This is a genomic window from Yoonia sp. I 8.24, from assembly GCF_022096995.1.
GTDB lineage: Bacteria > Pseudomonadota > Alphaproteobacteria > Rhodobacterales > Rhodobacteraceae > Yoonia.
Map to the genome: position 1 here is coordinate 66,056 of NZ_JACXGQ010000008.1, position 21,340 is coordinate 87,395.

At 54.3% G+C, this 21,340-nt stretch carries 22 protein-coding genes; 17 read left to right on the forward strand and 5 right to left on the reverse strand.

Annotated features, from left to right (window positions below; all coding sequences use genetic code 11):
• Window positions 1-116: 116 nt before the first annotated feature.
• The 8 genes from Yoon_RS15185 (at window position 117) to Yoon_RS15220 (ending at window position 8,411) form a co-directional block, all read left to right on the forward strand.
• Window positions 117-899 carry a ThuA domain-containing protein gene (locus Yoon_RS15185; RefSeq protein ID WP_238113326.1) on the forward strand — a complete coding sequence of 261 codons (783 nt, stop codon included), beginning with the start codon at window positions 117-119 and terminating at the stop codon, window positions 897-899.
• The gene (locus tag Yoon_RS15190) at window positions 896-1,945 is read left to right on the forward strand and encodes a Gfo/Idh/MocA family protein (RefSeq protein WP_238113327.1); all 1,050 of its coding nucleotides are present in this window, start codon (window positions 896-898) and stop codon (window positions 1,943-1,945) included. The genes Yoon_RS15185 and Yoon_RS15190 overlap by 4 nt, the downstream gene beginning before the upstream one ends.
• Before the next feature lie 143 nt (window positions 1,946-2,088).
• On the forward strand, window positions 2,089-2,496 hold the full coding sequence (locus tag Yoon_RS15195; RefSeq protein ID WP_238113329.1) for a gluconate 2-dehydrogenase subunit 3 family protein: 408 nt from the start codon (window positions 2,089-2,091) through the stop codon (window positions 2,494-2,496).
• A gap of 91 nt (window positions 2,497-2,587) precedes the next feature.
• The gene (locus Yoon_RS15200; protein WP_238113330.1) at window positions 2,588-3,427 is read left to right on the forward strand and encodes a flagellar motor protein MotB; all 840 of its coding nucleotides are present in this window, start codon (window positions 2,588-2,590) and stop codon (window positions 3,425-3,427) included.
• A 92-nt stretch (window positions 3,428-3,519) separates the two neighbouring features.
• Window positions 3,520-4,842, forward strand: coding sequence for a flagellar hook protein FlgE (locus tag Yoon_RS15205; protein ID WP_238113332.1), 1,323 nt, complete (start codon window positions 3,520-3,522; stop codon window positions 4,840-4,842).
• A gap of 18 nt (window positions 4,843-4,860) precedes the next feature.
• A complete protein-coding gene (gene flgK, locus Yoon_RS15210) occupies window positions 4,861-6,297 on the forward strand; it encodes a flagellar hook-associated protein FlgK (protein WP_238113335.1) in 1,437 nt (478 codons plus the stop codon).
• A gap of 3 nt (window positions 6,298-6,300) precedes the next feature.
• Window positions 6,301-7,305: a flagellin gene (locus Yoon_RS15215; RefSeq protein WP_238113337.1), complete on the forward strand. Its 1,005-nt coding sequence runs from the start codon at window positions 6,301-6,303 to the stop codon at window positions 7,303-7,305.
• A complete protein-coding gene (locus Yoon_RS15220; RefSeq protein WP_238113339.1) occupies window positions 7,305-8,411 on the forward strand; it encodes a flagellar basal body P-ring protein FlgI in 1,107 nt (368 codons plus the stop codon). Before Yoon_RS15215 ends, Yoon_RS15220 begins: the two co-directional genes overlap by 1 nt.
• 51 nt (window positions 8,412-8,462) lie before the next feature.
• Here the strand turns inward: Yoon_RS15220 and fliP are convergent, their stop codons facing one another.
• The 4 genes from fliP to fliF are packed head-to-tail and all read right to left on the reverse strand — an operon-like array spanning window position 8,463 to window position 11,622.
• Window positions 8,463-9,191: a flagellar type III secretion system pore protein FliP gene (fliP, locus tag Yoon_RS15225; RefSeq protein ID WP_238113462.1), complete on the reverse strand. Its 729-nt coding sequence runs from the start codon at window positions 9,189-9,191 to the stop codon at window positions 8,463-8,465.
• A gap of 1 nt (window position 9,192) precedes the next feature.
• Window positions 9,193-9,486: a FliM/FliN family flagellar motor switch protein gene (locus Yoon_RS15230; RefSeq protein ID WP_238113341.1), complete on the reverse strand. Its 294-nt coding sequence runs from the start codon at window positions 9,484-9,486 to the stop codon at window positions 9,193-9,195.
• A complete protein-coding gene (locus Yoon_RS15235; protein ID WP_238113343.1) occupies window positions 9,479-10,039 on the reverse strand; it encodes a hypothetical protein in 561 nt (186 codons plus the stop codon). Before Yoon_RS15235 ends, Yoon_RS15230 begins: the two co-directional genes overlap by 8 nt.
• Window positions 10,039-11,622 carry a flagellar basal-body MS-ring/collar protein FliF gene (gene fliF, locus Yoon_RS15240; RefSeq protein ID WP_238113344.1) on the reverse strand — a complete coding sequence of 528 codons (1,584 nt, stop codon included), beginning with the start codon at window positions 11,620-11,622 and terminating at the stop codon, window positions 10,039-10,041. Before fliF ends, Yoon_RS15235 begins: the two co-directional genes overlap by 1 nt.
• A gap of 120 nt (window positions 11,623-11,742) precedes the next feature.
• Between fliF and fliL the strand changes: the two genes are divergently transcribed.
• From fliL to Yoon_RS15285, 9 genes are all read left to right on the forward strand, one after another.
• Window positions 11,743-12,234 (forward strand): flagellar basal body-associated protein FliL, encoded by a 492-nt coding sequence (fliL, locus tag Yoon_RS15245; protein WP_238113346.1) that lies wholly within the window; start codon window positions 11,743-11,745, stop codon window positions 12,232-12,234.
• Between the two features lie 10 nt (window positions 12,235-12,244).
• Window positions 12,245-12,601, forward strand: a complete 357-nt coding sequence (locus tag Yoon_RS15250) for a hypothetical protein (protein WP_238113348.1) — start codon at window positions 12,245-12,247, stop codon at window positions 12,599-12,601.
• Window positions 12,598-13,170 (forward strand): MotE family protein, encoded by a 573-nt coding sequence (locus Yoon_RS15255; RefSeq protein ID WP_238113350.1) that lies wholly within the window; start codon window positions 12,598-12,600, stop codon window positions 13,168-13,170. The genes Yoon_RS15250 and Yoon_RS15255 overlap by 4 nt, the downstream gene beginning before the upstream one ends.
• A gap of 81 nt (window positions 13,171-13,251) precedes the next feature.
• A complete protein-coding gene (gene motA / locus Yoon_RS15260; protein WP_238113352.1) occupies window positions 13,252-14,121 on the forward strand; it encodes a flagellar motor stator protein MotA in 870 nt (289 codons plus the stop codon).
• Entirely contained in the window at window positions 14,118-16,241 is a 2,124-nt protein-coding gene (locus tag Yoon_RS15265; protein ID WP_238113354.1) for a hypothetical protein, read from the forward strand. Before motA ends, Yoon_RS15265 begins: the two co-directional genes overlap by 4 nt.
• Before the next feature lie 232 nt (window positions 16,242-16,473).
• Window positions 16,474-18,564 carry a flagellar biosynthesis protein FlhA gene (gene flhA / locus Yoon_RS15270; protein WP_238113356.1) on the forward strand — a complete coding sequence of 697 codons (2,091 nt, stop codon included), beginning with the start codon at window positions 16,474-16,476 and terminating at the stop codon, window positions 18,562-18,564.
• Window positions 18,561-19,343: a flagellar biosynthetic protein FliR gene (locus Yoon_RS15275; RefSeq protein WP_238113358.1), complete on the forward strand. Its 783-nt coding sequence runs from the start codon at window positions 18,561-18,563 to the stop codon at window positions 19,341-19,343. The genes flhA and Yoon_RS15275 overlap by 4 nt, the downstream gene beginning before the upstream one ends.
• Complete coding sequence (gene flhB / locus Yoon_RS15280) at window positions 19,340-20,419, forward strand: flagellar type III secretion system protein FlhB (protein WP_238113360.1); 1,080 nt, start codon at window positions 19,340-19,342, stop codon at window positions 20,417-20,419. The genes Yoon_RS15275 and flhB overlap by 4 nt, the downstream gene beginning before the upstream one ends.
• Window positions 20,419-20,814, forward strand: coding sequence for a hypothetical protein (locus Yoon_RS15285; RefSeq protein ID WP_238113363.1), 396 nt, complete (start codon window positions 20,419-20,421; stop codon window positions 20,812-20,814). The genes flhB and Yoon_RS15285 overlap by 1 nt, the downstream gene beginning before the upstream one ends.
• Here Yoon_RS15285 and Yoon_RS15290 read toward each other — a convergent pair.
• Window positions 20,799-21,320: a flagellar basal body-associated FliL family protein gene (locus tag Yoon_RS15290; protein WP_238113365.1), complete on the reverse strand. Its 522-nt coding sequence runs from the start codon at window positions 21,318-21,320 to the stop codon at window positions 20,799-20,801. The genes Yoon_RS15285 and Yoon_RS15290 overlap by 16 nt on opposite strands.
• Between the last annotated feature and the right edge of the window lie 20 nt (window positions 21,321-21,340).

Here is a 21,340-nt window from a genome sequence, read left to right on the forward strand (position 1 = left end):
TGTGCAGCTATAACGGCGGACTGGTGAAATTGCACCCCATCCGCCCATGCGTATCTTGCGTTCTGCGTATCTCTGGCGCAACGTCTCCCAAAGCGCTTTGGGAGAAGGAGAAGCCGATGACAATTCGTGTGGTAGTATGGGGCGAGAACGTCCATGAAAAAACCAATAAAGTAGTGTCAGATATCTATCCCGATGGAATGCACAGTGCGATTGCCGCCGCGCTAACCGGCGGTGGAGTTCAGGCTGAAACCGCGACGCTACAAGACCCTGAACATGGGCTGCCCGAAGAAAGGCTTGCCCAAACGGATGTGTTACTTTGGTGGGGCCACGCCGCACACGGTGACGTGTCAGACGAGGTTGTTGAACGCGTCGCCGACCATGTGAATGCGGGCATGGGCCTTATTTTGCTGCATTCCGCGCATTTCGCCAAGATTTTCAAACACCTGATGGGCACGCCCTGCAACCTGACATGGCGTGAGGCGGGCGAACGTGAACGGCTTTGGGTGACGTCACGCAATCATCCGATTGCAGCAGGACTACCCGATCATTTTGAGCTTGAGCACGAAGAAATGTACGGCGAACCTTTTGGCGTGCCTGAACCGCTTGAAACCGTGTTTATCAGTTGGTTCCAAGGTGGCGAGGTGTTCCGTTCGGGGCTGACCTATAAGCGTGGTGCGGGGAATGTTTTCTATTTCCGTCCGGGGCATGAAACCTATCCCACCTATCACGACGCAAATGTGCAGCGCGTTTTGCAAAATGCGGTGCGCTGGGCACATAACCCGGCCCCGCGCATTGCCCAAGTGAATGACGCCCCCAATGTGCCTGTTGATCAAGCGCTGGAACCGATCACCGAACGCGGACCGCGGTTGCATCAAGACGGCGAAGAGGGTTTCAAGTGATCCGTGTGTTGATCATTGGCACTGGTGGCATGGCGAACGAACACGCCGAAAGCTATGCCGCGATGGATGGGGTCGCGGTCGTCGCGGGTGTTGATCCGAATGCGCAAAACCTGCACGCATTTAATGCTAAACATGGGATTACCCATGCCTTCGATGATATCCAAGACGCGCTTGCGTGGGGCGAATTTGATGCGGTTTCGAACGTCACGCCCGATGCGATTCACCACCGCACGACTATTCCGTTGCTTGCCGCAGGAAAACATGTGCTTTGCGAAAAACCGCTAGCGGTAAACGCCGGTGATGCTGAAGAAATGGCGCGCGCAGCACAGGCTGCCGGCGTGGTGAATATGGTCAATCTCACCTACCGCAATGTACCCGCGCTGATGCAGGCGGCAGAAATGGTCGCAGAGGGGAAGATCGGGGCTGTGCGCCACTTTGAGGCTTCTTATCTACAAAGCTGGCTGACCCAGCCTGCTTGGGGCGACTGGCGGGTCGAGGACCAATGGCTCTGGCGGCTGTCCATGCAGCACGGGTCGATGGGCGTCTTGGGTGATGTTGGTGTACATATTTTGGATTTCGCGACATTTGCCGCAGGGTCAGATACAGCGCGCGTGTCCTGTAGGCTGCAGACATTTGAAAAGACTGCAAGCAATCAGATTGGTGCGTACTCGCTTGATGCCAACGACAGTATGACAATGCAAGTCGCGCTTGAAAACGGCGCAATCGGCGTGATCCACGCCAGCCGGTTTGCCAGCGGTCATATCAACGACCTGCGGTTGCGCTTGTTTGGGACCGATGGCGGGCTTGAGGTGCAGTTCGAAAATGAGATTAGCACATTGCGGTCTTGCATCGGTGGCGACATGCTCACTGCAGCTTGGACAGATGTCCCATTGCGCGCAGTTGCGTCCAATTACACCCGTTTTATTGATGCAATCCGATCCCAAACGCAGGTGAGCCCTGACTTTGCGCGCGGCGCAGCACTACAGCGCGTTTTGGACCGCGCCGTGTGTTCAGACACAGACCACGCGCGCGATCAAGCGGTTTAATTGGGGCACCGTACGGTGCCTCTTTTGACTTTTATTCGCATCCAAGGTTGGTTTCACCGGTGGGCTTTGGCCATTAAGCGGGTTTTTGAACACATTCCGGAAAGGTTTTCACCGTAGCGTCGGGGCGAATGAGAAGGTTTGGCATGAACAATATACTTGTCCCTTTGGCGGCCGCCGATCTGATTGACCGGATCGTGGTGCTGCAATTGCGGCTAGAAATCGGGGTGCATGATCAGCACCATGCTGCGACCGCAAGGCAAAAAGCGCTGCTTGATCGCTTGGCCGACCGGATATTGCCACGCGACGACGAACTCGGTCGTATCTGGGGGCGGCTCTATACGGCGCGGCGCGATCTTCATACGCTTGAAGAGGATTTGCGCGCCTGCGATGAACGTGGCGAATTTGGTGTCCCCTTTGTTGCGCTGACACGCGCGCTTTTGGCCGCGCGCGATGGGTTAGATGCCATACGTGCCGAGATAGATGCCCATCTTGGTGCGCCGTTTGCACCCAAAGGCGGTGTTCTGTGCGAACAAGAGGTCGTTGATCACTAAACCTGCACAATTTGTCATAAAACCAATCGTTAAACCTGCCTTCATACCCCTGCCGTTATCGATGCTTTTGGGTGAACTATGAGGTGGCGAAATGGGTGCAAATTCAAATGCTCCGGTGATTATTAAACGTAAAAAGGTTGTTGGTGGTGGTGGCCACCATGGCGGGGCATGGAAAGTAGCCTATGCCGATTTTGTAACTGCAATGATGGCCTTCTTTATGCTTATGTGGCTGTTGAATGCGACGACCGAACAGCAACGCAAAGGGATTGCTGATTATTTTTCCCCGACGATTCCGATTAACCGGATTTCCGGGGGTGGTTCTGGTGCATTTGGCGGCGCAGACATCTTTACCGAAGATTCGCTCGCCCAAAGCGGGACGGGCATCAGCCAGCCGACCATTGGTCAAAACCCCGTCCGCGTCGAAGAGGCAACCGCAGGTGAAGCAGCCGCCGTGGCGGCACAGGTCGCGGCGCTGCGCGATATTGAAGCGGTACTCATGGGGGCGGGCGGAGAAAGCATGGTGTCGGATCAAGCGCTGCGACATATTGTGACCCGGCTCACAGATGAAGGGCTGATCATCGAAATATTTGACCTGCCAGAGGCAGAAATTTTTCTGCCGGGCACTACTACTCCGCATCCGATAACGGCTGAAATCGCGGTAATTTTGGCGCGGTTGTTCGATGTGGTGCAAAACCCTGTCGTCATCAAAGGGCATCTGCGTGCGACAACGGTCCTTGCCGTGGATAATCCGATTTGGGAACTGTCAAGCGGGCGGGCCTCCCAAATGCGGCTCATGCTAGAGGCTGGGGGGCTTGATCCGCGGCGTATCGCGCGATTGACAGGGGCGGGTGACCGCGCGCCAGCGGTCGCGGATGCAACCGCGCTGCGCAACAATCGGATCGAAATCATTTTGCTGCGATCGGATATTTGAAAATGGATTGTATTTTATGCGTTAGGGCGACGTTAAGTCTGGGCGCTTAAGCAGGAAGGAACGTTAGATTCCCGACCCAGAAAGGCTCCGCCATGACCATCTCATCTTCCTTGAACGCCAGTGTCGCCGGGTTGCGGGCGAATGCTTCGCGGCTCGCGACAATTTCGGACAATATTTCGAACTCTTCGACCTACGGGTACAAACGGGTGGTGACTGAATTCCAGTCGATGGTCATCGAAAGCGGGCAGGGGACATATTCCGCTGGCGGGGTGCTGACCAGCACATCGCGGCTCGTTGATGAACGTGGGGGGCTTGTGTCAACGACGAACGCTACAGATTTGGCCGTGCGCGGGCGCGGTATGTTGCCTGTAACAACAGCGACATCTGTCGCCGTTGATAACGGTGAAAACCCCTTGCTGCTTACGCAAACGGGGTCATTCCGCACTGACTCTGACGGTTATCTTGTCACCTCGGGTGGTTTAGTTCTTTTGGGGGTTCCCGCAGCTGTTGATGGCACTATTCCGAACTATCCACGCGACTCGATTGATGGTTTGGAACCCGTGCAAATCAACGCAAACCAATTCGCGGGCGAGGCGACAACGCTTGTAGACCTATCTGTAAACCTTCCGGCTACCTCGACACGTGAAGACGCTGCAGGCGACACGGAAACGCTGACAATCGAGTATTTTGATAACCTTGGTGCCTCGTCAAGTTTGAGCATCACATTCACACCAACAGTGCCCGCGACAGGTTCGTCGAATGAATGGACGATGGAAATCAGGGATAGTGAAACAGACGTCGATCTGGATGGTATCGCCGACGTCGTTGGTGAATATACTTTGACGTTTGATGATAGCCGGGCTGGCGGGGGTACACTTGCCAGTGTTGTAAATATCGGCCCCGGTGGTGCGTATGATGCAGCAACCGGGGCGCTCACGATTGCGGTTGATGGTGGACCAATGGATATTAATATCGGTGAACTCGGTAGCTCCACTGGCTTGACGCAACTTTCAGATGCTTTTGCGCCGGTGTCGATTTCTAAAAACGGCACCCCGGTAGGGAGCATGACATCAGTCGAAATCGATGAAAACGGCTATGTCCGGGCGAGCTTTGACATCGGGATCAACCGTATCTTATATCAGATTCCGTTGGTCGATGTGCCAAATGTCAACGGCTTAGAAGCCCTTGATCAGCAAAGCTACGGTGTAACCACCGACAGCGGGACGTTCTTTCTATGGGATGCCGGTGACGGGCCTACAGGCGATATCGTGAGCTATTCGCTCGAAGAATCTGCCACGGATGTTGCGAGCGAACTTACCAATCTGATCCAGACACAGCGCGCCTATTCATCGAACGCCAAGGTAATCCAGACCGTCGACGAAATGCTGCAAGAGACGACCAACATCAAACGGTAAACCGCGAGGCAACGAACCATGAGTATTTCCAGTGCACTCAATAACGCAATCACTGGCCTGACCGCAACGTCGCGTATGGCCGAGGTTGTCTCAACCAACCTCGCAAACGTCATGACGGATGGTTACGCGCGGCGTTCTGTGGAACTGTCGGCGCAACAATTGGGTGGCGTACAGCTTGAAGGTATCAATCGTTTTGTTGACGCAGGGCTGCTCGCGGATCGACGGTTGGCCGATTCTGCATTGGCTGCCGATCAACAGGCCGTTGACACCTTGTCACGGCTTGAACAGATGTTGGGGGGACCAGACGACGCTGGATCGCTGGGCGCGCGACTGGCTGCGTTCGAATCCGCGCTGATCAGCGCATCGAGTGATCCGGCATCGCAAACGCGGCTTGCCGATGTGGCGCTGCGCCTTGACGAAGTGGCGCAGACGTTGCGTAGCAATACGAAAGCGGTGCAGTCGGCGCGGCAAGACGCCGACGCAGCAATTGCACAGGATATCGAAGACCTAAACGCAGCGCTCGTTCAAGTTGGTGAGCTCAACACGGATATTTTGCGTGTCAAAAGCATTGGTGCCGATACAGCTTCGCTTTTTGACGCAAGGCAACAGATTGTCGACAAAATTGCGGATATTGTACCGGTGCGACAAATCGAACGGGACAATGGGACAGTGGCCTTGATGACCACCAACGGAACCACGCTTCTAGATGGGCAGGCCGTGGAATTCGGGTTTGAACCAACGCCGACGATTACCGGCGATATGACATTCGCCGCTGGTTCACTTGGTGGAATTACCCTTGATGGCGTCGCGCTTGATCCCGTTACCGGCAGCGGCCGCCTTGGCGGCGGGTCTCTCGGCGCGGCGTTTGAATTGCGCGACACGACGTTGGTTGGTGTCCAATCCTCTTTGGATGAAATTGCGGCAGATTTGATCGCGCGATTTCAAGACCCCGCGACGGACCCCACATTAGCGCCGGGGAATGTGGGGCTGCTCACGGATGAGGGGGGCGCGCTGGATACTTTGGACATTCCTGGATTGGCAGGGCGTATCGAATTGAATGCTGCCATTGATCCAAATGATGGCGGCGATGTTAACCTGTTGCGAGATGGGCTGAATGCCGTAACGGCGGGCCCAACTGGCAATGCGACGCAGATCAATAGTTGGATTGATGCGTTGCAGGTATCGCGCGCGGATCTATCTGGTTCAGCGACAAAAACCGCGTTTGGTCGCATCGCAGATTTCACTTCTGCTGTGGGGGCAGCGCGTTTGGAAGCGCAAGAAAAGCAGAGCTTTACCGCCGCACGATGGGACGCTTTGCACGAAGCAGAGCTCGCGAATGGTGTCGATACGGATATCGAACTGCAAACGCTCATGCTTGTTGAACAGGCTTATGCCGCAAACGCCAAGGTGATTGAAACCGCTGACTTTATGATGCAACGATTGATGGAGATTTAGGCGATGCCAGTGACATATGTGGGTGATATGGCCCAACACTTTATCACAACGCGAAACGGGTCCGCGATCAAATCTGAACTATCCATGCTGGCTGAGAGCCTCTCCACTGGGCAAGTGACTGATGTCGTGCAGCATTTGGGTGGCGAAACTGCGCAATATTCGGGTATCAACCACAGTCTGACACAATTAAATAGCTATGCAGCGACCGCGCGCGAGACAGCCCAGTCACTGGCAAGTATGCAGACGATGCTTGGTCAATTCCAAGCAGAGGGGGATGCGACGAGCAATCAGCTGTTATTGGTAAGCAATAGTAGCAGTGATACGCAGGTGACCGAAGCCGCGCGTGCGGCTCGGCCAACTTTTGATACGATGGTCAGCCTATTGAATACGCGCGTGGCAGATCGCGCGTTGTTTGGTGGCGCGGAGGTGGATACCGCACCACTTGCTAGTGCAGACGATATGATCGCGAACATTCAACTGGCGATTGGCGGTGCCACCACCCAAGCCGCGATTTCGGCGGCCGTCGATACGTGGTTTGATGATCCTGCCGGTGGCTTTACAACGATGGGATATCAGGGAGACACTGGGCCAGCCGTCCAAAAACGCTTATCTGAAAACACCACGCTTGCGATCGACGCGCGCGCAGATGATCCAGCGATCAAAGCCTCCCTTAAGTCGGCGGCACTTGCTGCCGTCACACATGAAATGTCAGGGCTTGATGTTGGGACACGGTCCGCATTGTTGCAAGAGGCAGGCATTGGGCTTTTCGCGGCAACAAGCGGGCTAGTTGGGGTGCAAGCGCGCGTCGGATTTGTCGAAGAGAATGTTGTCCGCACGCAAACCGAAACGGCGGCGCAAACGACGGCCTTGGAAATCGCGAAAAATGATCACATCTCTGCGGATCCATTTGATACAGCGTCGCGCTTACAAGCGATGCAGCTCCAGCTTGAAACCCATTACGCTGTGACAGCCCGGCTATCTCAGCTTTCTCTCCTGAGTTATATATAATGAAAATTTTTAAGAAATTTGTATGTTTAATCGTGACCTTGTTCCCGTTCGTCGCTGATGCGGCGCCAATTCGAATCAAAGATTTGGTTGAGTTTGACGGTGTCCGGTCAAATGATTTGGTGGGCTACGGGCTGGTGGTTGGGCTCAACGGAACTGGCGACGGGTTGCGAAACGCGCCATTCACAGAAGAAATCTTAAGTAACGTTCTCGAACGCTTGGGCGTGAATGTAACTGGCGAACAATTCCGCCCCAAAAACGTCGCCGCAGTTATTGTGACTGCAAGCCTGCCGCCATTCGCGCGGGCTGGAAGCCCCATTGATGTGACGGTATCGGCAATCGGTGATGCCAATAGCCTTTTGGGTGGAACGCTCATTATGACCCCGTTAAATGCAGCCGATGGCGATATCTATGCTGTCGCTCAGGGGACGATTATTGCTGGCGGGGCTTCGGCAACTGGCGATGGCGCGAGCGTGGTGCAAGGCGTGCCAACGGCTGGGGTGATCCCCTCTGGGGCGACGGTCGAACGCGAAGTTGCGTTTGATTTCGCGGGCATGAACACGCTGCGATTGGCCCTAAGAACACCAGATTTCACGACGGCTGGTCGCATTGAACAAGCGATCAATCAAAACTTTGATTCAGGTGTTGCAGTCATGCTTGACGCAGGAACTGTCGAACTAAATATCACAGCAACACGGATGGCATCGCCCGCTCATGCGTTGGGTCGCATCGAAAACATATTGGTTGAACCCGAACGCCGCGCGCGGGTCGTCGTTGATCAGCGCTCTGGAACAATTGTCATGGGCGAAGATGTACGGATTAGCCGTGTGGCGGTTAGTCAGGGCAATCTTACGCTGCGCATTCAAGAAGCCCCAATTGTATCGCAACCAAATCCGTTTTCACCTGGCGATACGGTTGTGGTGCCTCGTACCAACGCAGCGATTGTTGATGAGCCGGGGATAGGGCTTGCGGAGGTCAGTGAGGGCACATCGCTGAGCGAAGTTGTTGCTGGGCTGAACGCGTTGGGTGTCGCGCCGCGCGATATGATAGATATTTTGAAAAGTATCAAAGCAAGCGGTGCGCTACATGCTGAATTTATCGTGAGATAGTTGGAAGCTGTGCATTAAGCGAAGTGTGGTGGCGAGGGTGGATTTGTTTCTTCAGGCGTAGCTTTGGACCAAGCTAGCGGCGATTAAGCCCCAACCATCTGCAACGACAAAGAAAGCAAGCTTGAATGGCAAAGAAACAATTGCGGGCGGCACCATCATCATCCCCATTGACATCAAAACCGCTGCGACCACCAGGTCGATGATCAAAAACGGCATAAATATCAGGAAACCAACTTGAAACGCGCGCGCCATTTCGCTGAGTAAGAAGGACGGTATTAATACTGAAAGCGGGGCCTCAGTCACGGCGGTTTGGCTTCCGACGTCTGGACGCAGTTCAGCCATTGAGACAAATGTATTTGGATCGATGCGACCGGTCATAAACTCACGCAGCGGCTGCATGGCTTGCAAAAACGCTTCTTCAAGTGCCATTGACCCGTTCATCAGCGGCTCAATTCCGCTTTCCCAAGCGTCGATGAACACAGGTTCCATGACAAAATAGGTTAAAAACAGCCCAAGACTGACGATCAGCATGTTGGGTGGTGATTGTTGTAACCCGATTGCCTGCCTCAGAATTGCAAAAACGGTGACGATAAATGGAAAACACGTCACCATGATTGCGATCCCCGGCACCAAGCTGAGCACCGTCATTAATATGATGAGCTGGACCGAGCGGCCGGCAAGCGACCCTTCATCGCCGAAGGAAATTGCCACGTCTTGGGCCAATGCGGGTGCCGCGAAAACGAATAGTGCGATCGCGCTATGAAATATTTTACGTGACATTTTAGGCAAGTTCATCAGCATCCGACGCCACCTCGGTCAACCGCACCGCTAGTTGTCCTGGCTCTCCACCTTCCAGCTCTTGCAGTTCCCCGCGCGCGATCAGCCGATCACCTATGTAGAGTTCAACGGGGTCTTCGATCCGCTTGTCGAGCGCCAGAATGGCGTTTTCACCTAACGACAGAAGGTCGCGCACAAGCGGGCGCGCCTTACCGACAGAAACTGAAATTTCAATCGGAATGCGACGCAGGGGGTTTCCATCGTTTGGCATCTGCAAATCACTTGTTGTATCATTCATGACTGTTCATCCTTTTGTTTGCCTCGAAAATGGCACTGAGCGTTGCACTCGTTTCAGTCAGCAAGCTGTCAACGTTGAGATATGTTTCGCCCCGCGCTTGCCCAATCCATGCTGCGTGGGATGCCAATGTGGGATCTTCGGTTATGGTAATTTCCAGCCCGTGTTCGTGCGCGACGGTTTCTACGGCCTGGCGTTGGTTTGGGTGTATCTGCAGAACGGGTAGTTTTGCGGTGTCATGCTGTGCGGCCTCATAAATGGCTTGAACAATTAACAACCCAAAACTGTCGTAGCTCAGCTGAGGAAGTAGCTTCTCGATCACGGTGGTAAACAGCGGTGTCAAAGATTTAAGGATGTGCGCACGCGCTTCAGCATGGCTAAATTCGACGTCAGAAATAGCTTGCACAAATGCGTCGCCCAACGCGTTTTGATTTCCCTTTGCGGTCGCAATGGCCGCCGCGTAACCCTCTTCATATCCGGCTTCAAATTCCGCCGAGGGGGCCGCGGCGTCATCGCTGTGTTGCTCAAAAGATTCGAGTGCAAGTTGTTGTGGCATTATGCATTCGCTTTCGGCGCAGGATCCTCAATCCAGTCCTGAAGGACCTGGATTGTCTCAGATTCACGGTCCGAAATCATTTGGCGTAGTCGCGAAACAGGGTCGTCGTCAGCTCCATCCATCATGCCAAGGTCGCCGCCCATAAAATCACCCATGTTGTCGTCGCTAAGCGCCATTGCCATCGGCGGCGCAAGTTCGGGAAGAGCTTCGTCCACGTCGCCATCGGTTGGCGCCGGGAGCAGCGCAACCGGGGCGAGGATCGGTCGCACAACAAACAGCCCTAGGATCAGGGTAACGATGGCGAGCACCGCAATTTGAATGAGCTGCATTGTGTCTAGCGCCATTCCCGAAATCGGCGTTCCGACTTCGGTGCCGAGAGTTGCAATCGGCTCAAACGGCATCGATTTAAGCGTAATCACGTCGCCCCGCGCAGGGTCTATCCCAATAGCCGAGGCGACAAGTTCTTGCAGCGCACTCAATTCTTCGGCGCTGCGCGGGTTTGTTGTTTGTGTGCCGTCTGGGGCGATCGTCGTGACATCATTAACCAGCACGGCCACGGTTAGCCGTTTGATTGCACCAGGTGCGCGCAGCAATTGGCGATCCGTCTGTGAAACTTCGTAGTTGGTTAACACGCGGCTTTCACTGTTTTCATTGCTTGAAGCGCCGCCAGTGCCTGCGGCGTCGCCGTCGGGCAGGTTCGAGGCGACAGTCACATCGCCACCGCGACTGTCGTTGGACACGCCCGTGCTTTCAGTCACATCAGTGCTAATTGCGATGCGGCTTTCGGGGTCGACGCGGCGTTCCGAAATTGTTTCAGTCTCGGTCACCGTATCCATTGTGACTTCAACTACGGCATTCCCAACCCCCACACGGGCGGCAAGCAGGCGTTCCGCCCTTTGGCGCAAACCGTCGGCGCGTTCATCACCACCGGGCAAGATCGCTGTGCCGTCCGGGTCAGACATAAGCCCGCCATTATCGTCGATAATCGCAACAGAATCGGGTGACAGACCGGGCACCGCAGCACCAACAAGATACTGTAGGGCCTTAATATGCGGCCCCGATAGCGTACCGCCCGCCGTCGTTACAGTGACCGCCGCAGTTGGGGTTTGGTCACGTTGAAACGACCTGGCTGCGGGCGTCGAAATATGAACGCGCGCCGCGCGTATATGCGTGCTTGCAAGAATTGTTCGTGCCAGCTCACCTTCTTTTGCGCGCCAGTAGGCCGCATCGAACATCTGCGAGGTTGTGCTGAACCCCGATAGCGAATCGAGGAGCTCGTACCCTTGGCTGCCGCTCGCCGGAAGCCCTTCGCCGGCAAGCCCCATGCGGAGAGTATCGCGCATGGTTGTGGGCACGTAAATTGCGCTTCCGCGCACCTCATAAGCGACCCCACGTTGATCAAGTGCCGTGATGACATCACCCGCGGCGCGCCCTTCAATTCCCCCAAATAACAATGACATATCCTTGGTGCCCGCACCTTTGGCCAATGTCAAAACGGCGACGAACACCGCGATTGTTGCGATCAGGACAAAAAATCTGCGGCGCGCGTCAAGCGTAGTCCATACGGTGCTGAGGCTTTGCAATCTGGTTCTCCATAACATTGGCATTCTGCCGATGAACTCTGTTTGAACCACGAGCCTTAACAATCGGTTAGGGCTTCTCAGTTTATGCATATTTCATCGAAGAACAAAAAGGACGGCGTGATGTCAGAAGAATCAGACACCCCAGAAAACACCCCGGCGAAGGGGTCCAAGAAGCCGCTCCTTATTGGAATTGTGCTTGCATTACTGGGGGCCGGCGGCGGTTTCTTTGCCGTACAATCCGGCATGCTCGGAGGGGGCGAATATGTCGAAGAAGCAGAGGCACAAGATGATTCGCACACCCCGACGCCAGAGGTCGCAACTTTTGTCGCGCTCGATCCTTTAGTAATCTCATTGCCACGATCCGGCGGGCGCGACCATCTTCGCTTCTCTGCCCAACTTGAAGTCGCACCGGAGTATGCTGATGAGGTTGCCGCGATTACGCCCCGGATCGTTGATGTTCTGAACGGCTACCTGCGGGCCGTTGATCTTGCGGACCTTGAAGATCCCGCAGCTTTGACGCGGTTGCGTGGGCAAATGCTGCGCCGCGTCCAAATCGTGGCCGGTGAAGGCCGCGTGCACGACCTTTTGATCATGGAATTTGTATTAAGCTAAGGGGACCGAGATGACGATGATTGCGGATGTTTTACTGATTTCTGGGGCTTTGGCGGCAGGGTTTTACTGTTATATTTTGTCGCGCCGTTTGCGCCGCTTTACCGACCTTGAAAAAGGTGTTGGTGGGGCTGTTGCGGTTCTATCTGTGCAGGTTGATGACCTGACGAAGACCCTCACGCAGGCACAAAGGACTGCCAAATCCTCTGTGGACACGCTTGATAGTGTGAGCACTCGTGCGGAAGCGGCGGGGCAACGGTTGGAGTTGCTTGTTGCGTCCCTGCACGATTTGCCGGAACCAGCAGCGCCGAAGCAAGCGGAAAGCCCGTTCTTTGTCCGCCGGCCGGCTGGACCTGAGGGCAATCAATGAAGCGCGCGAAAAAACAGCGCGGTGGACGTGGTGCGCTCCACATCATATCGGGCATGTTGATTGCATCTGCCGTTGCCCGCATGAGCATTTATGCAGGGCCCGCATTGGCAAATAGTGACGAAGAACAGCGCGATCATGTGGCGGAAACACCACAAGATCATGCAGAAACCGGATCACTATTGGCGGCACTTCAAGCGCGCGAAGCAAGGCTTGATGAGCGCGAGACGCAATTGCAGAACCGTATCCAGGCGCTGCATGTCGCAGAGGTTGAGATCGAAGAAAAAATGCAAGCTCTTGTCGTTGCAGAAGAAAACCTGCGCGCGACTATTGCGCTCGCTGATAGTGCCGCCGAGACCGATCTGGAACGTCTCACGTCCGTCTATGAAAACATGAAACCGAAAGAGGCCGCGGCGCTATTTGCTGAAATGTCGCCGCAGTTTGCGGCTGGATTTTTGGGGATGATGCGCCCCGATGCGGCGGCTCTCATTATGACGGAACTGGAACCTGAAACTGCCTATTCGTTCAGCGTGGTTCTTGCCGGGCGAAATGCAAACGTACCAACCGAATAACGCTGAGAGTTATTTAACACCTTTGCGCTAAAACAGATTCGAATGCCGATGGTGGTAGATTAAAGTAAGGGGGCTTCCCACATGGTTGGCTTGATTGGCGTTGTTTTCGTTTTCGTAACAGTGTTCGGCGGCTATCTTTTGGCTGGCGGGAAAATGGCGATTATCCTTAAGACGTTGCCATTTGAGATGATCATGATTGGCGGCGCGGCAATCGGTGCGTTCACGATTAGTAATGATGGTGCGGCAATCAAACACACACTCAAAGATATTGGAAAAGTGTTCAAGGGGCCGAAGTGGAACGCACAAGACTACAGCGATGTCCTTTGCCTCTTGTTTGAGCTTATTCGCGTCGCGCGCACCAACCCGGTTTCCCTCGAAAGCCATATCGAAGCACCTGACTCTTCTACAATTTTTGGCAAGTACCCCAAGATTTTAGACGACGGCGAAGCCATTGCACTGATTTGCGACACCTTGCGATCCGCGTCGATGAATTACGATGATCCGCATCAAGTCGAAGAAATTCTGGAAAAGAGAATCGAGGCAACGCTGCACCATAAAATGCATTCAACACATGCGCTGCAAACTGTTGCTGATGGTCTGCCCGCGTTGGGGATTGTCGCCGCGGTGCTCGGGGTTATTAAGACGATGGGATCAATTGATCAGCCCCCTGAAGTGCTCGGAAAACTCATAGGTGGTGCGCTTGTTGGTACATTTTTGGGCGTGTTTCTGGCCTACGGCTTGGTCGGCCCATTTTCGGTTAAGGTAAAAGCCGTAATCGAAGAAGACGCGCACTTTCATCAACTTATCCGCGAAGTTTTGGTCGCGAACCTATATGCGCATGCGCCAAATATTTGTATCGAAGTCGGACGCCAGAACATGCCAGGTGCCTACCGTCCAAGTTTCGCCGATATGGAGGATGCTTTGAAGGCGACAAAGCAAAGTGCGGCATGAAGCGTCTCATTTGCACGTTGATTCTGGTCCTTTTGCCGCTGGTTGCAGCGGCTGCGCCAATTCGGGTGCAAACTGGCGAACATCCTCAATTCACGCGGATGGTCTTTCGAATGCCACCAGGAACAGATTGGGTTTTAGGTCGGGTAGAGGCCGGGTATTTGTTACGATTGCCTCCGAACCAAGACTATGATTTGCGCGGGTTTTACGATCTCATACCAAAGGACCGCATCGCTGCAATTACGCAACCGCGCGCCGGAGAATTCCAGTTTGTTGTGCCTTGCGATTGCCGGGCCGAGGCATTTCTTGTGGGCGAAGATGTTCTCGTGATCGATGTATCCGACGGGCTGCCATTGCCAAGTTCGCCATTTGAACATCGGTTGGATACGCCTGAAATCGCGGCACCGCCGAACGGGCAACCTTACATTTTCCCAAACCATGCAATCTTTCCTGTGATCGGGGTGCCGCAAATTGTGCCGCCGCAAGTGCAAGACGTAGAGGCAATTTTGCCGCAGGAAGCCCTAGCGCCAGAAAGAAGTGAAACTGCATTTGAAGATGAGTTGAATGAGCTAGAGACGTCAATAGTTGCAAGTCTAGCCGAGGGTTTGTCGCAGGGGGTGTTGGAACAAGATTTGCAAGTGCGGACGGATGCCGATGACATTGAAGCGGCGGTTCGCGAAGACTTGCGCGCCGCCCAAGCCGCCGTTCCCGGAATCGGGACACGAACAAATCGCGATATCGCCGCGATTCCAGATGACCCGCCAACCCTAGCAACCCAAACGGGCAAACAGTGCTTGCCCGAGTTATTTTTTGACGTGCCCAGCTGGGGGAGCGAATCACCTTTTTCGGCGCAAATTGCGCTCGGACGTCGCAATGTTTTTACAGACGTTGGTCAGGCGGACGAAACCGCCGTTTTGCGACTTGCTCAAACCTACGTGTTCTTTGGGTTCGGCAAAGAGGCGCTGCGTACGTTGGAGCTGGATGGGGTTCATTCTCAGGAGCGCGTATATTTATCCCAAATCGCACAGATAATCGATGGCGATCCTGTCGCGAAAGAGCTGTTTGAGGAGCAGGTTAGCTGTGCGTCACCTGTCGCACTTTGGGCCCTGCTTGCAATCGATGAGGGGCCGCTGGACGCACAGCTTAACCGTGCCGCAGCGCTGAGCGGATTCAAGGCGCTGCCCGTTCATTTGCAGCGCCATATTGCTCCAATGCTTTCCGAACGATTTGTCCAACTGGGGGATTATGATGGCGCTTTGCAAGCACTAGATGTTAGTCGCGATGACGTGTCAAAAACACTTGATGCTACCCTTGCAGAGGCGTCTTTGGATCACGCAATGGACGACGATGCCAGCGCGCAAAGTGAGCTCGCAGTTGTGGTGAGGGAAAACCCGCGCGTGACCCCGGAGATCATGGTTCAGTTCTTGAACGATGCTATCGAAAACAATGCTGAAATCACAAAATCGGACTATGTACTCGCAGATGCGCTTCGATTTGAAACCGCGCATTTGCCAGTCTCCGGGGATATCGCCCACGCACAAGCGCGCGCATATTTTATGCGGGGCGAAATCGCTCAGGCGGCAGAACTGATAACGGAAGAAAGCGATGTTTTGGGACCAGAACGCGCGCAAGAATTGAATGATGAACTCGCAGTGCGCGCTGTTAGTTCTTTGGATGATGCCGCATTTCTTACATTCGCGTTTGATCATCCACCAGAAAGGTTTTCATCTGCCGCGCGGCGTACCGTTTCTGAGCGCCTGAATGCCTTGGGTTTCCCAACCCGCGCAACCGCATTTGTGCCGCACGATGATGCGATGAATGCGCTTACAGTTGATGCCGAAATTCCGCCGACCCCCACTATTGTAGACGACAGTCAGGGGCCAGGCCAAGGCGAAGAGATCGCGGATGAAATCGTAAGTTGGGGGCAAGGGAATTGGCAGCAGCTTACGACGTCCTCAGATCCAATACTCCAAGCGGCTTCCGAGGCAATGTTGTCCCGTGAGGATGACAACCGATCCGATACTCCTCTTGCGAGCAGCCGTGACTTACTTTCGCGATCACAAGAAACCCGTGAAACTCTTGATGCAATCTTAAATCGCTTTCCACTACCAAACGATCCGTAGCTACTGGTTCATCGCTTACGAATTATCAACCTTTGGCGCGGTATTCTGGCCACGGTATAACAAAAGAGCGTGACCGCATGATTGGCAGAATGCCTTACCAAAACGACTTGACCGCGCAGAAATTTTCGCGCCGTGTAGACAGGAGTTATCGTTTTCGTGGCTTCGCCCGGCGATGGACGCAAGAAAAATTGCAAATAGTGCCGGCTACGCCTCTATCAACGGGTCAAAAACCATGAACCCGCTTTCATTTCGTGCGTTGTTTCAACCAACGATCCTTCTTGCTCTCGCGCTCATGGCCGTCATCGTGATGATGATCCTCCCGGTCCCGGCGTGGTTGCTGGATATTGGGCTTGCTGCATCATTTGCACTTGCAATTCTGATGTTTACTGTGACGCTTTTCATTGACCGACCGCTAGATTTTTCGGCATTTCCAACGGTTCTGCTTGCCTCTTTAATGTTACGGCTTTCACTAAATGTTTCATCCACAAAGTTGATTATCGGTGAAGGGCATACCGGTACAAATGCGGCCGGCGATGTGATCGAAGGCTTCGCGATGTTTGTGATGGGAGGCAATGTGCTGTTGGGCTTGGTGGTATTTTGCGTGCTGCTCATCGTCAACTTTGTGGTAATCAATAAGGGCGCGACGCGCATGGCCGAAGTTGGCGCGCGGTTTGCATTGGATGCGATGCCAGGCAAGCAGCTCGCGATTGACAGCGATATGTCAGCGGGGGTCATCAACCACCAAGAAGCAAAAGCCCGGCGCGAACAAGAACAAGCCGAAACGACGTTCTTTGGCTCATTGGATGGCGCGTCGAAATTTGTGAAAGGCGACGCAATCGCGGGGCTTCTTATTACGGCTCTTAATCTTATCATGGGATTGATCATCGGCGTGGTCGTGAACGATATGCCGATATCGCAAGCTTTTGAAACCTATGCTATTTTGACGGTTGGGGATGGTTTGGTATCACAAATTCCCGCTGTTGTTATTTCGATTGCCTCCGCTTTGCTTTTGGCGCGTGGTGGGGCAACGGGTCCGACAGATTTGGCCTTGGTTGCGCAGCTTGGAAGACACCCATCCGCATTGGCGACAGTCGGTGTGCTAATGGCGCTTTTTGCGCTTGTGCCTGGTTTACCGTTTATTCCATTTATTTTGGGGGCGGCGGCGCTTGCCGGCAGCGCGTACGCAATGGCTGCCGCAGCAAAGAAAGCTGCACAGAATGATGTAGATGCGTCAAATGCTGTCGTCGAAACACCTGCCCAAACATCGATGGGGGATGTGCTGGATTTAGACGATATCCATGTAGAGTTCGCGCCAGATTTGGTCGACATGGTCTTGGATCCGGGTACTGGACTTGACGCGCGGATCGCGAATATGCGCAGCCATGTTGCAACGTCGTTTGGTGTTTTGCTCCCTGAAATTCGGTTAACTGACAATGCGTCACTGCCGCCGGGCAGCTACGTCGTGCACGTACAGGGTGTTGAACAAGTCCGTGACATGCTCCGACCAGATCAAATATTGGCGCTGATAAGTGATGGCGATCCTTTAGATGTGCCTGGCGATATTGTCGATGAACCCGTTTACGGTGCGCCAGCAAAGTGGATTTCTTTGGATAGTCAAGAGGATGCGGCCCTGGCAGGGCTTACAACCGTCCAGCCCGCAGAGGTTTTGGCGACGCATTTGCTCGAAATTGTAAAACGCAATTTTCCACGGCTACTTACGTTTAAGGCGCTGCGACGACGGCTTGAGGAAATGGTTAACCTCAGTGATCCTGCGCGTTCTGAAGCAAACCGTAAGATGCTTGATGAGCTGGTCCCAGACAAAATCCCATTTGAGTTGCTTCTTTCGGTGCTGCGTCTGTTGTTAGAGGAGCGGGTTTCTATCCGGAATCTACCCCTGATCATCGAGGCTGCGGCCGAAGGGCGGCAACTACACGCCACTTCTGAAGGGATTACGGAGCATGTTCGCCAACGCTTGGGTTTTCAATTGGTGGCCGAAATGCGACGGCCCGACGGTACGATCCCGCTCGTTCAGCTTGCGCCGGAATGGGAAGACACATTTGCGACCTATGAAATTCGGACAGATCGTGGTGGCGGCGATGTCGCGTTGCCGCCTGAAAGCTTCAATATTCTTGCTGACGGCATCGCGGACAAACTGGGTCAGGCTGCGAATTCGGGCGCCTATGCTGCCGTCGTGACCTCAATGCGGCGTCGGCGTTTCTTGCGTACAGTTATGGCCGCGAAGGGAATCATGAACCCCGTCTTGTCATTTGAAGAAATTGGCATCGACGCGCGCCCGGCGCTTGTTGGCTTGGTTCCAATATGATTGCGGATATCATGCCGCTTTTGCCGTTGTCCCAATCTGCGCTATGGGCAGGTTTTGTCGTTTTTGTCAGGGTCAGCGCGATGATGGCTGCGATGCCGGCGTTCGGGGACCAAGCGGTCCCGCTTCGCGTTCGGCTCGCCTTATCACTGGCGTTTACCTTTATTGTGGCACCGGCCATTGTGCCGTCAATCGCGCCGTTCCCCGGCGAAATTTTTCGCGCATTTGCCGTTGCTGTGCCGGAAGCAATAACGGGACTGTTTCTAGGCTTGTTTTTGCGCTTCTTTATATTGGCGCTGCAAATTGCAGGTTCAATTGCGGCACAGTCTACCTCGCTGTCTCAACTTTTTGGGGGTTCCGCAGGTGTCGATCCGTTACCTGCAATCGGGCATCTTTTGGTCGTTGGGGGCACGGCGCTGGCCGTAATGTTGGGGCTGCACGTTCAGGTCGCAGCTTATATGATCCAATCATATACGATGGTGCCGGTCGGCATGATGCTTTCCGGGAATCTGGTTGTTGAGGTGGGCCTGCACGAGGTGCGCCGTATTTTTGAACTCGGGTTCTCGCTCGCGGCGCCGTTTTTGATCGCGTCGCTTGTGTATAATGTTGTCTTAGGCGTGATTAACCGTGCGATGCCGCAACTTATGGTGTCTTTCGTTGGCGCGCCCGCAATCACCGCTGGCGGGATGATATTGTTACTGCTGACAGCGCCTATTTTGCTTGGTATTTGGCATGCGGCATTTGTCGGGTTTATGTCGGCACCGTTTGGGCCGATCCCATGAGCGACGAAACCGATGCGGGTGAAAAGCAATTTGAGCCCAGCCAAAAGAAGCTGGACGACGCGCGTGAAAAAGGCGAATTCGCGAAGTCGGCTGATCTAAACACTGCCGCCGGGTACGCGGGCGTGCTTGTTGTGGTGCTTACTGTCGGGCCCGATTTGCTGCAGAAATTGGGCACCACTTTAAGCACAATGCTTGCGCAGGCTGACGGGATAAGCCGTCTCGTGTTTGATGGCCCTGCCTCGCCGACGATGGGTGGCTTAATCCAAAATGCTGGTATGAATACTGCACCGTGGTTTGTGCTGCCCGCTGTGTTTGCTATCTTGTCAATCATCTCGCAGCGGGCATTCGTTGTGACCCCGTCAAAAATCACCCCAAAGCTCAACCGCATTTCCGTGATCTCTGGGATAAAGAACAAGTTCGGGCGCCAAGGGCTGTTTGAATTTGCCAAAAGTTTTGCAAAACTGCTGATTTATTGTGTGGTTATGGCCATTTTTTTACGATCTCAAATGGATCGTATTGTTGGTGCCATGTATCTTCCGCCGGGACTGGTTGTTATGTCGCTCGGCAATATTCTTTTGCTCTTGATGGCGATCGTTCTTTGTGTCGCGCTGGTCTTGGGTGGCATCGATTATTTGTGGCAACGCGCTGAACATATTCGGAAAAACAAGATGAGCCGCAAAGACATGATTGACGAAATGAAGCAATCCGAAGGCGATCCGATGATGAAGCAGCAGCGTCGGATGAAAGGGCAGGCGATTGCGATGAACAAGATGTTGGCGGATGTGCCAGCTGCAGATGTCGTCATTGTTAACCCAACGCATTACGCGGTTGCATTGAAGTGGGAACGCGCGGGGCAGTCAGCTCCGATTTGCGTGGCGAAAGGTGTTGACGAAACAGCGGCCAAGATCCGAGAGCTTGCCTTTGAGAACGCCGTGCCAGTGCATTCCGACCCACCCACTGCGCGTGCTTTGCATGCTGGTGTGGAAATCGGGCACGCCATCGCGCCTGAACATTACCGCGCTGTTGCGGCGGCAATACGCTTTGCCGAAGCTATGCGCAGAAAGGTCCGCCTCTGATGGGGAACGTCAAGCAAACGCAGGGACTTGCGCAGTTAACGGATATCGCACTGCAAGCGGCGCACGTGAAAATGGCAGCAATTGTGGCGCGTGAAACCGGGCTGCGCGAAAATCTTGCGCAGCTTGCCATACATGACGAAAAGCCGAAGCAAGTTCCTGTGACTATGGCCGATGCGGCGTTTGCTGCAGATGCGACCGTAAGGTGGCAACAATGGGTGGACCAACGGCGCACAACCATAAATACCGAATTGGCTCAGGTTATGGCGCTGAAGGAGCATTGCCGGGTCGATCTTGCGCGGGCGTTTGGGCGCGACCAGGCCGCGAAGGCCCTTGTCGCGCGGCGTGCGAAGACCCATGAGGCACGCAAATTGCGTCGCCTTTATGATGAATCTTGACGCACGATATCTGTGATCAACACGTCGGTTACATTGCTTCCTGAAATCCGTTGCGCATTTCGTAACAGTTCGGTGCGCAACGCCCGCATGTTGGTTCCTGTTGTGAAATTACCCGAGAACCCGCCGATGTTGGCGTGGTTGAACATGACCTGCAAGAACGCGTCGCGCAGCTTGGGTTCGGATGCCAGGACCCCTGTGGATGAATCGGGTGTTACTTCAAGGCTGATCGCCATGACCACCAAGGCCGACACGAGGCCGTCCTCGACAACGGGAACAACAAATTGGTTGTTGAGTTTCGCGTATTCGCGTTCCTCACCTAAATCGATGGCGGGCGCATGGTCTGCGTCGTCGTGCGTATCGGTGGCCGTCTCACCGCAGGGGTTGCCGTCGACAAGATCTTCCGCCACGATTTCAGGTTCGGGTTCCGGCTTCAGAAAGAGGCCGGCCCCGACGCCCCCGCCGATTCCGAGCAGGAGTAATAAAAGTGGCAACAGCATCTTTTTCATAACAATTCCTTTCGTGCCGG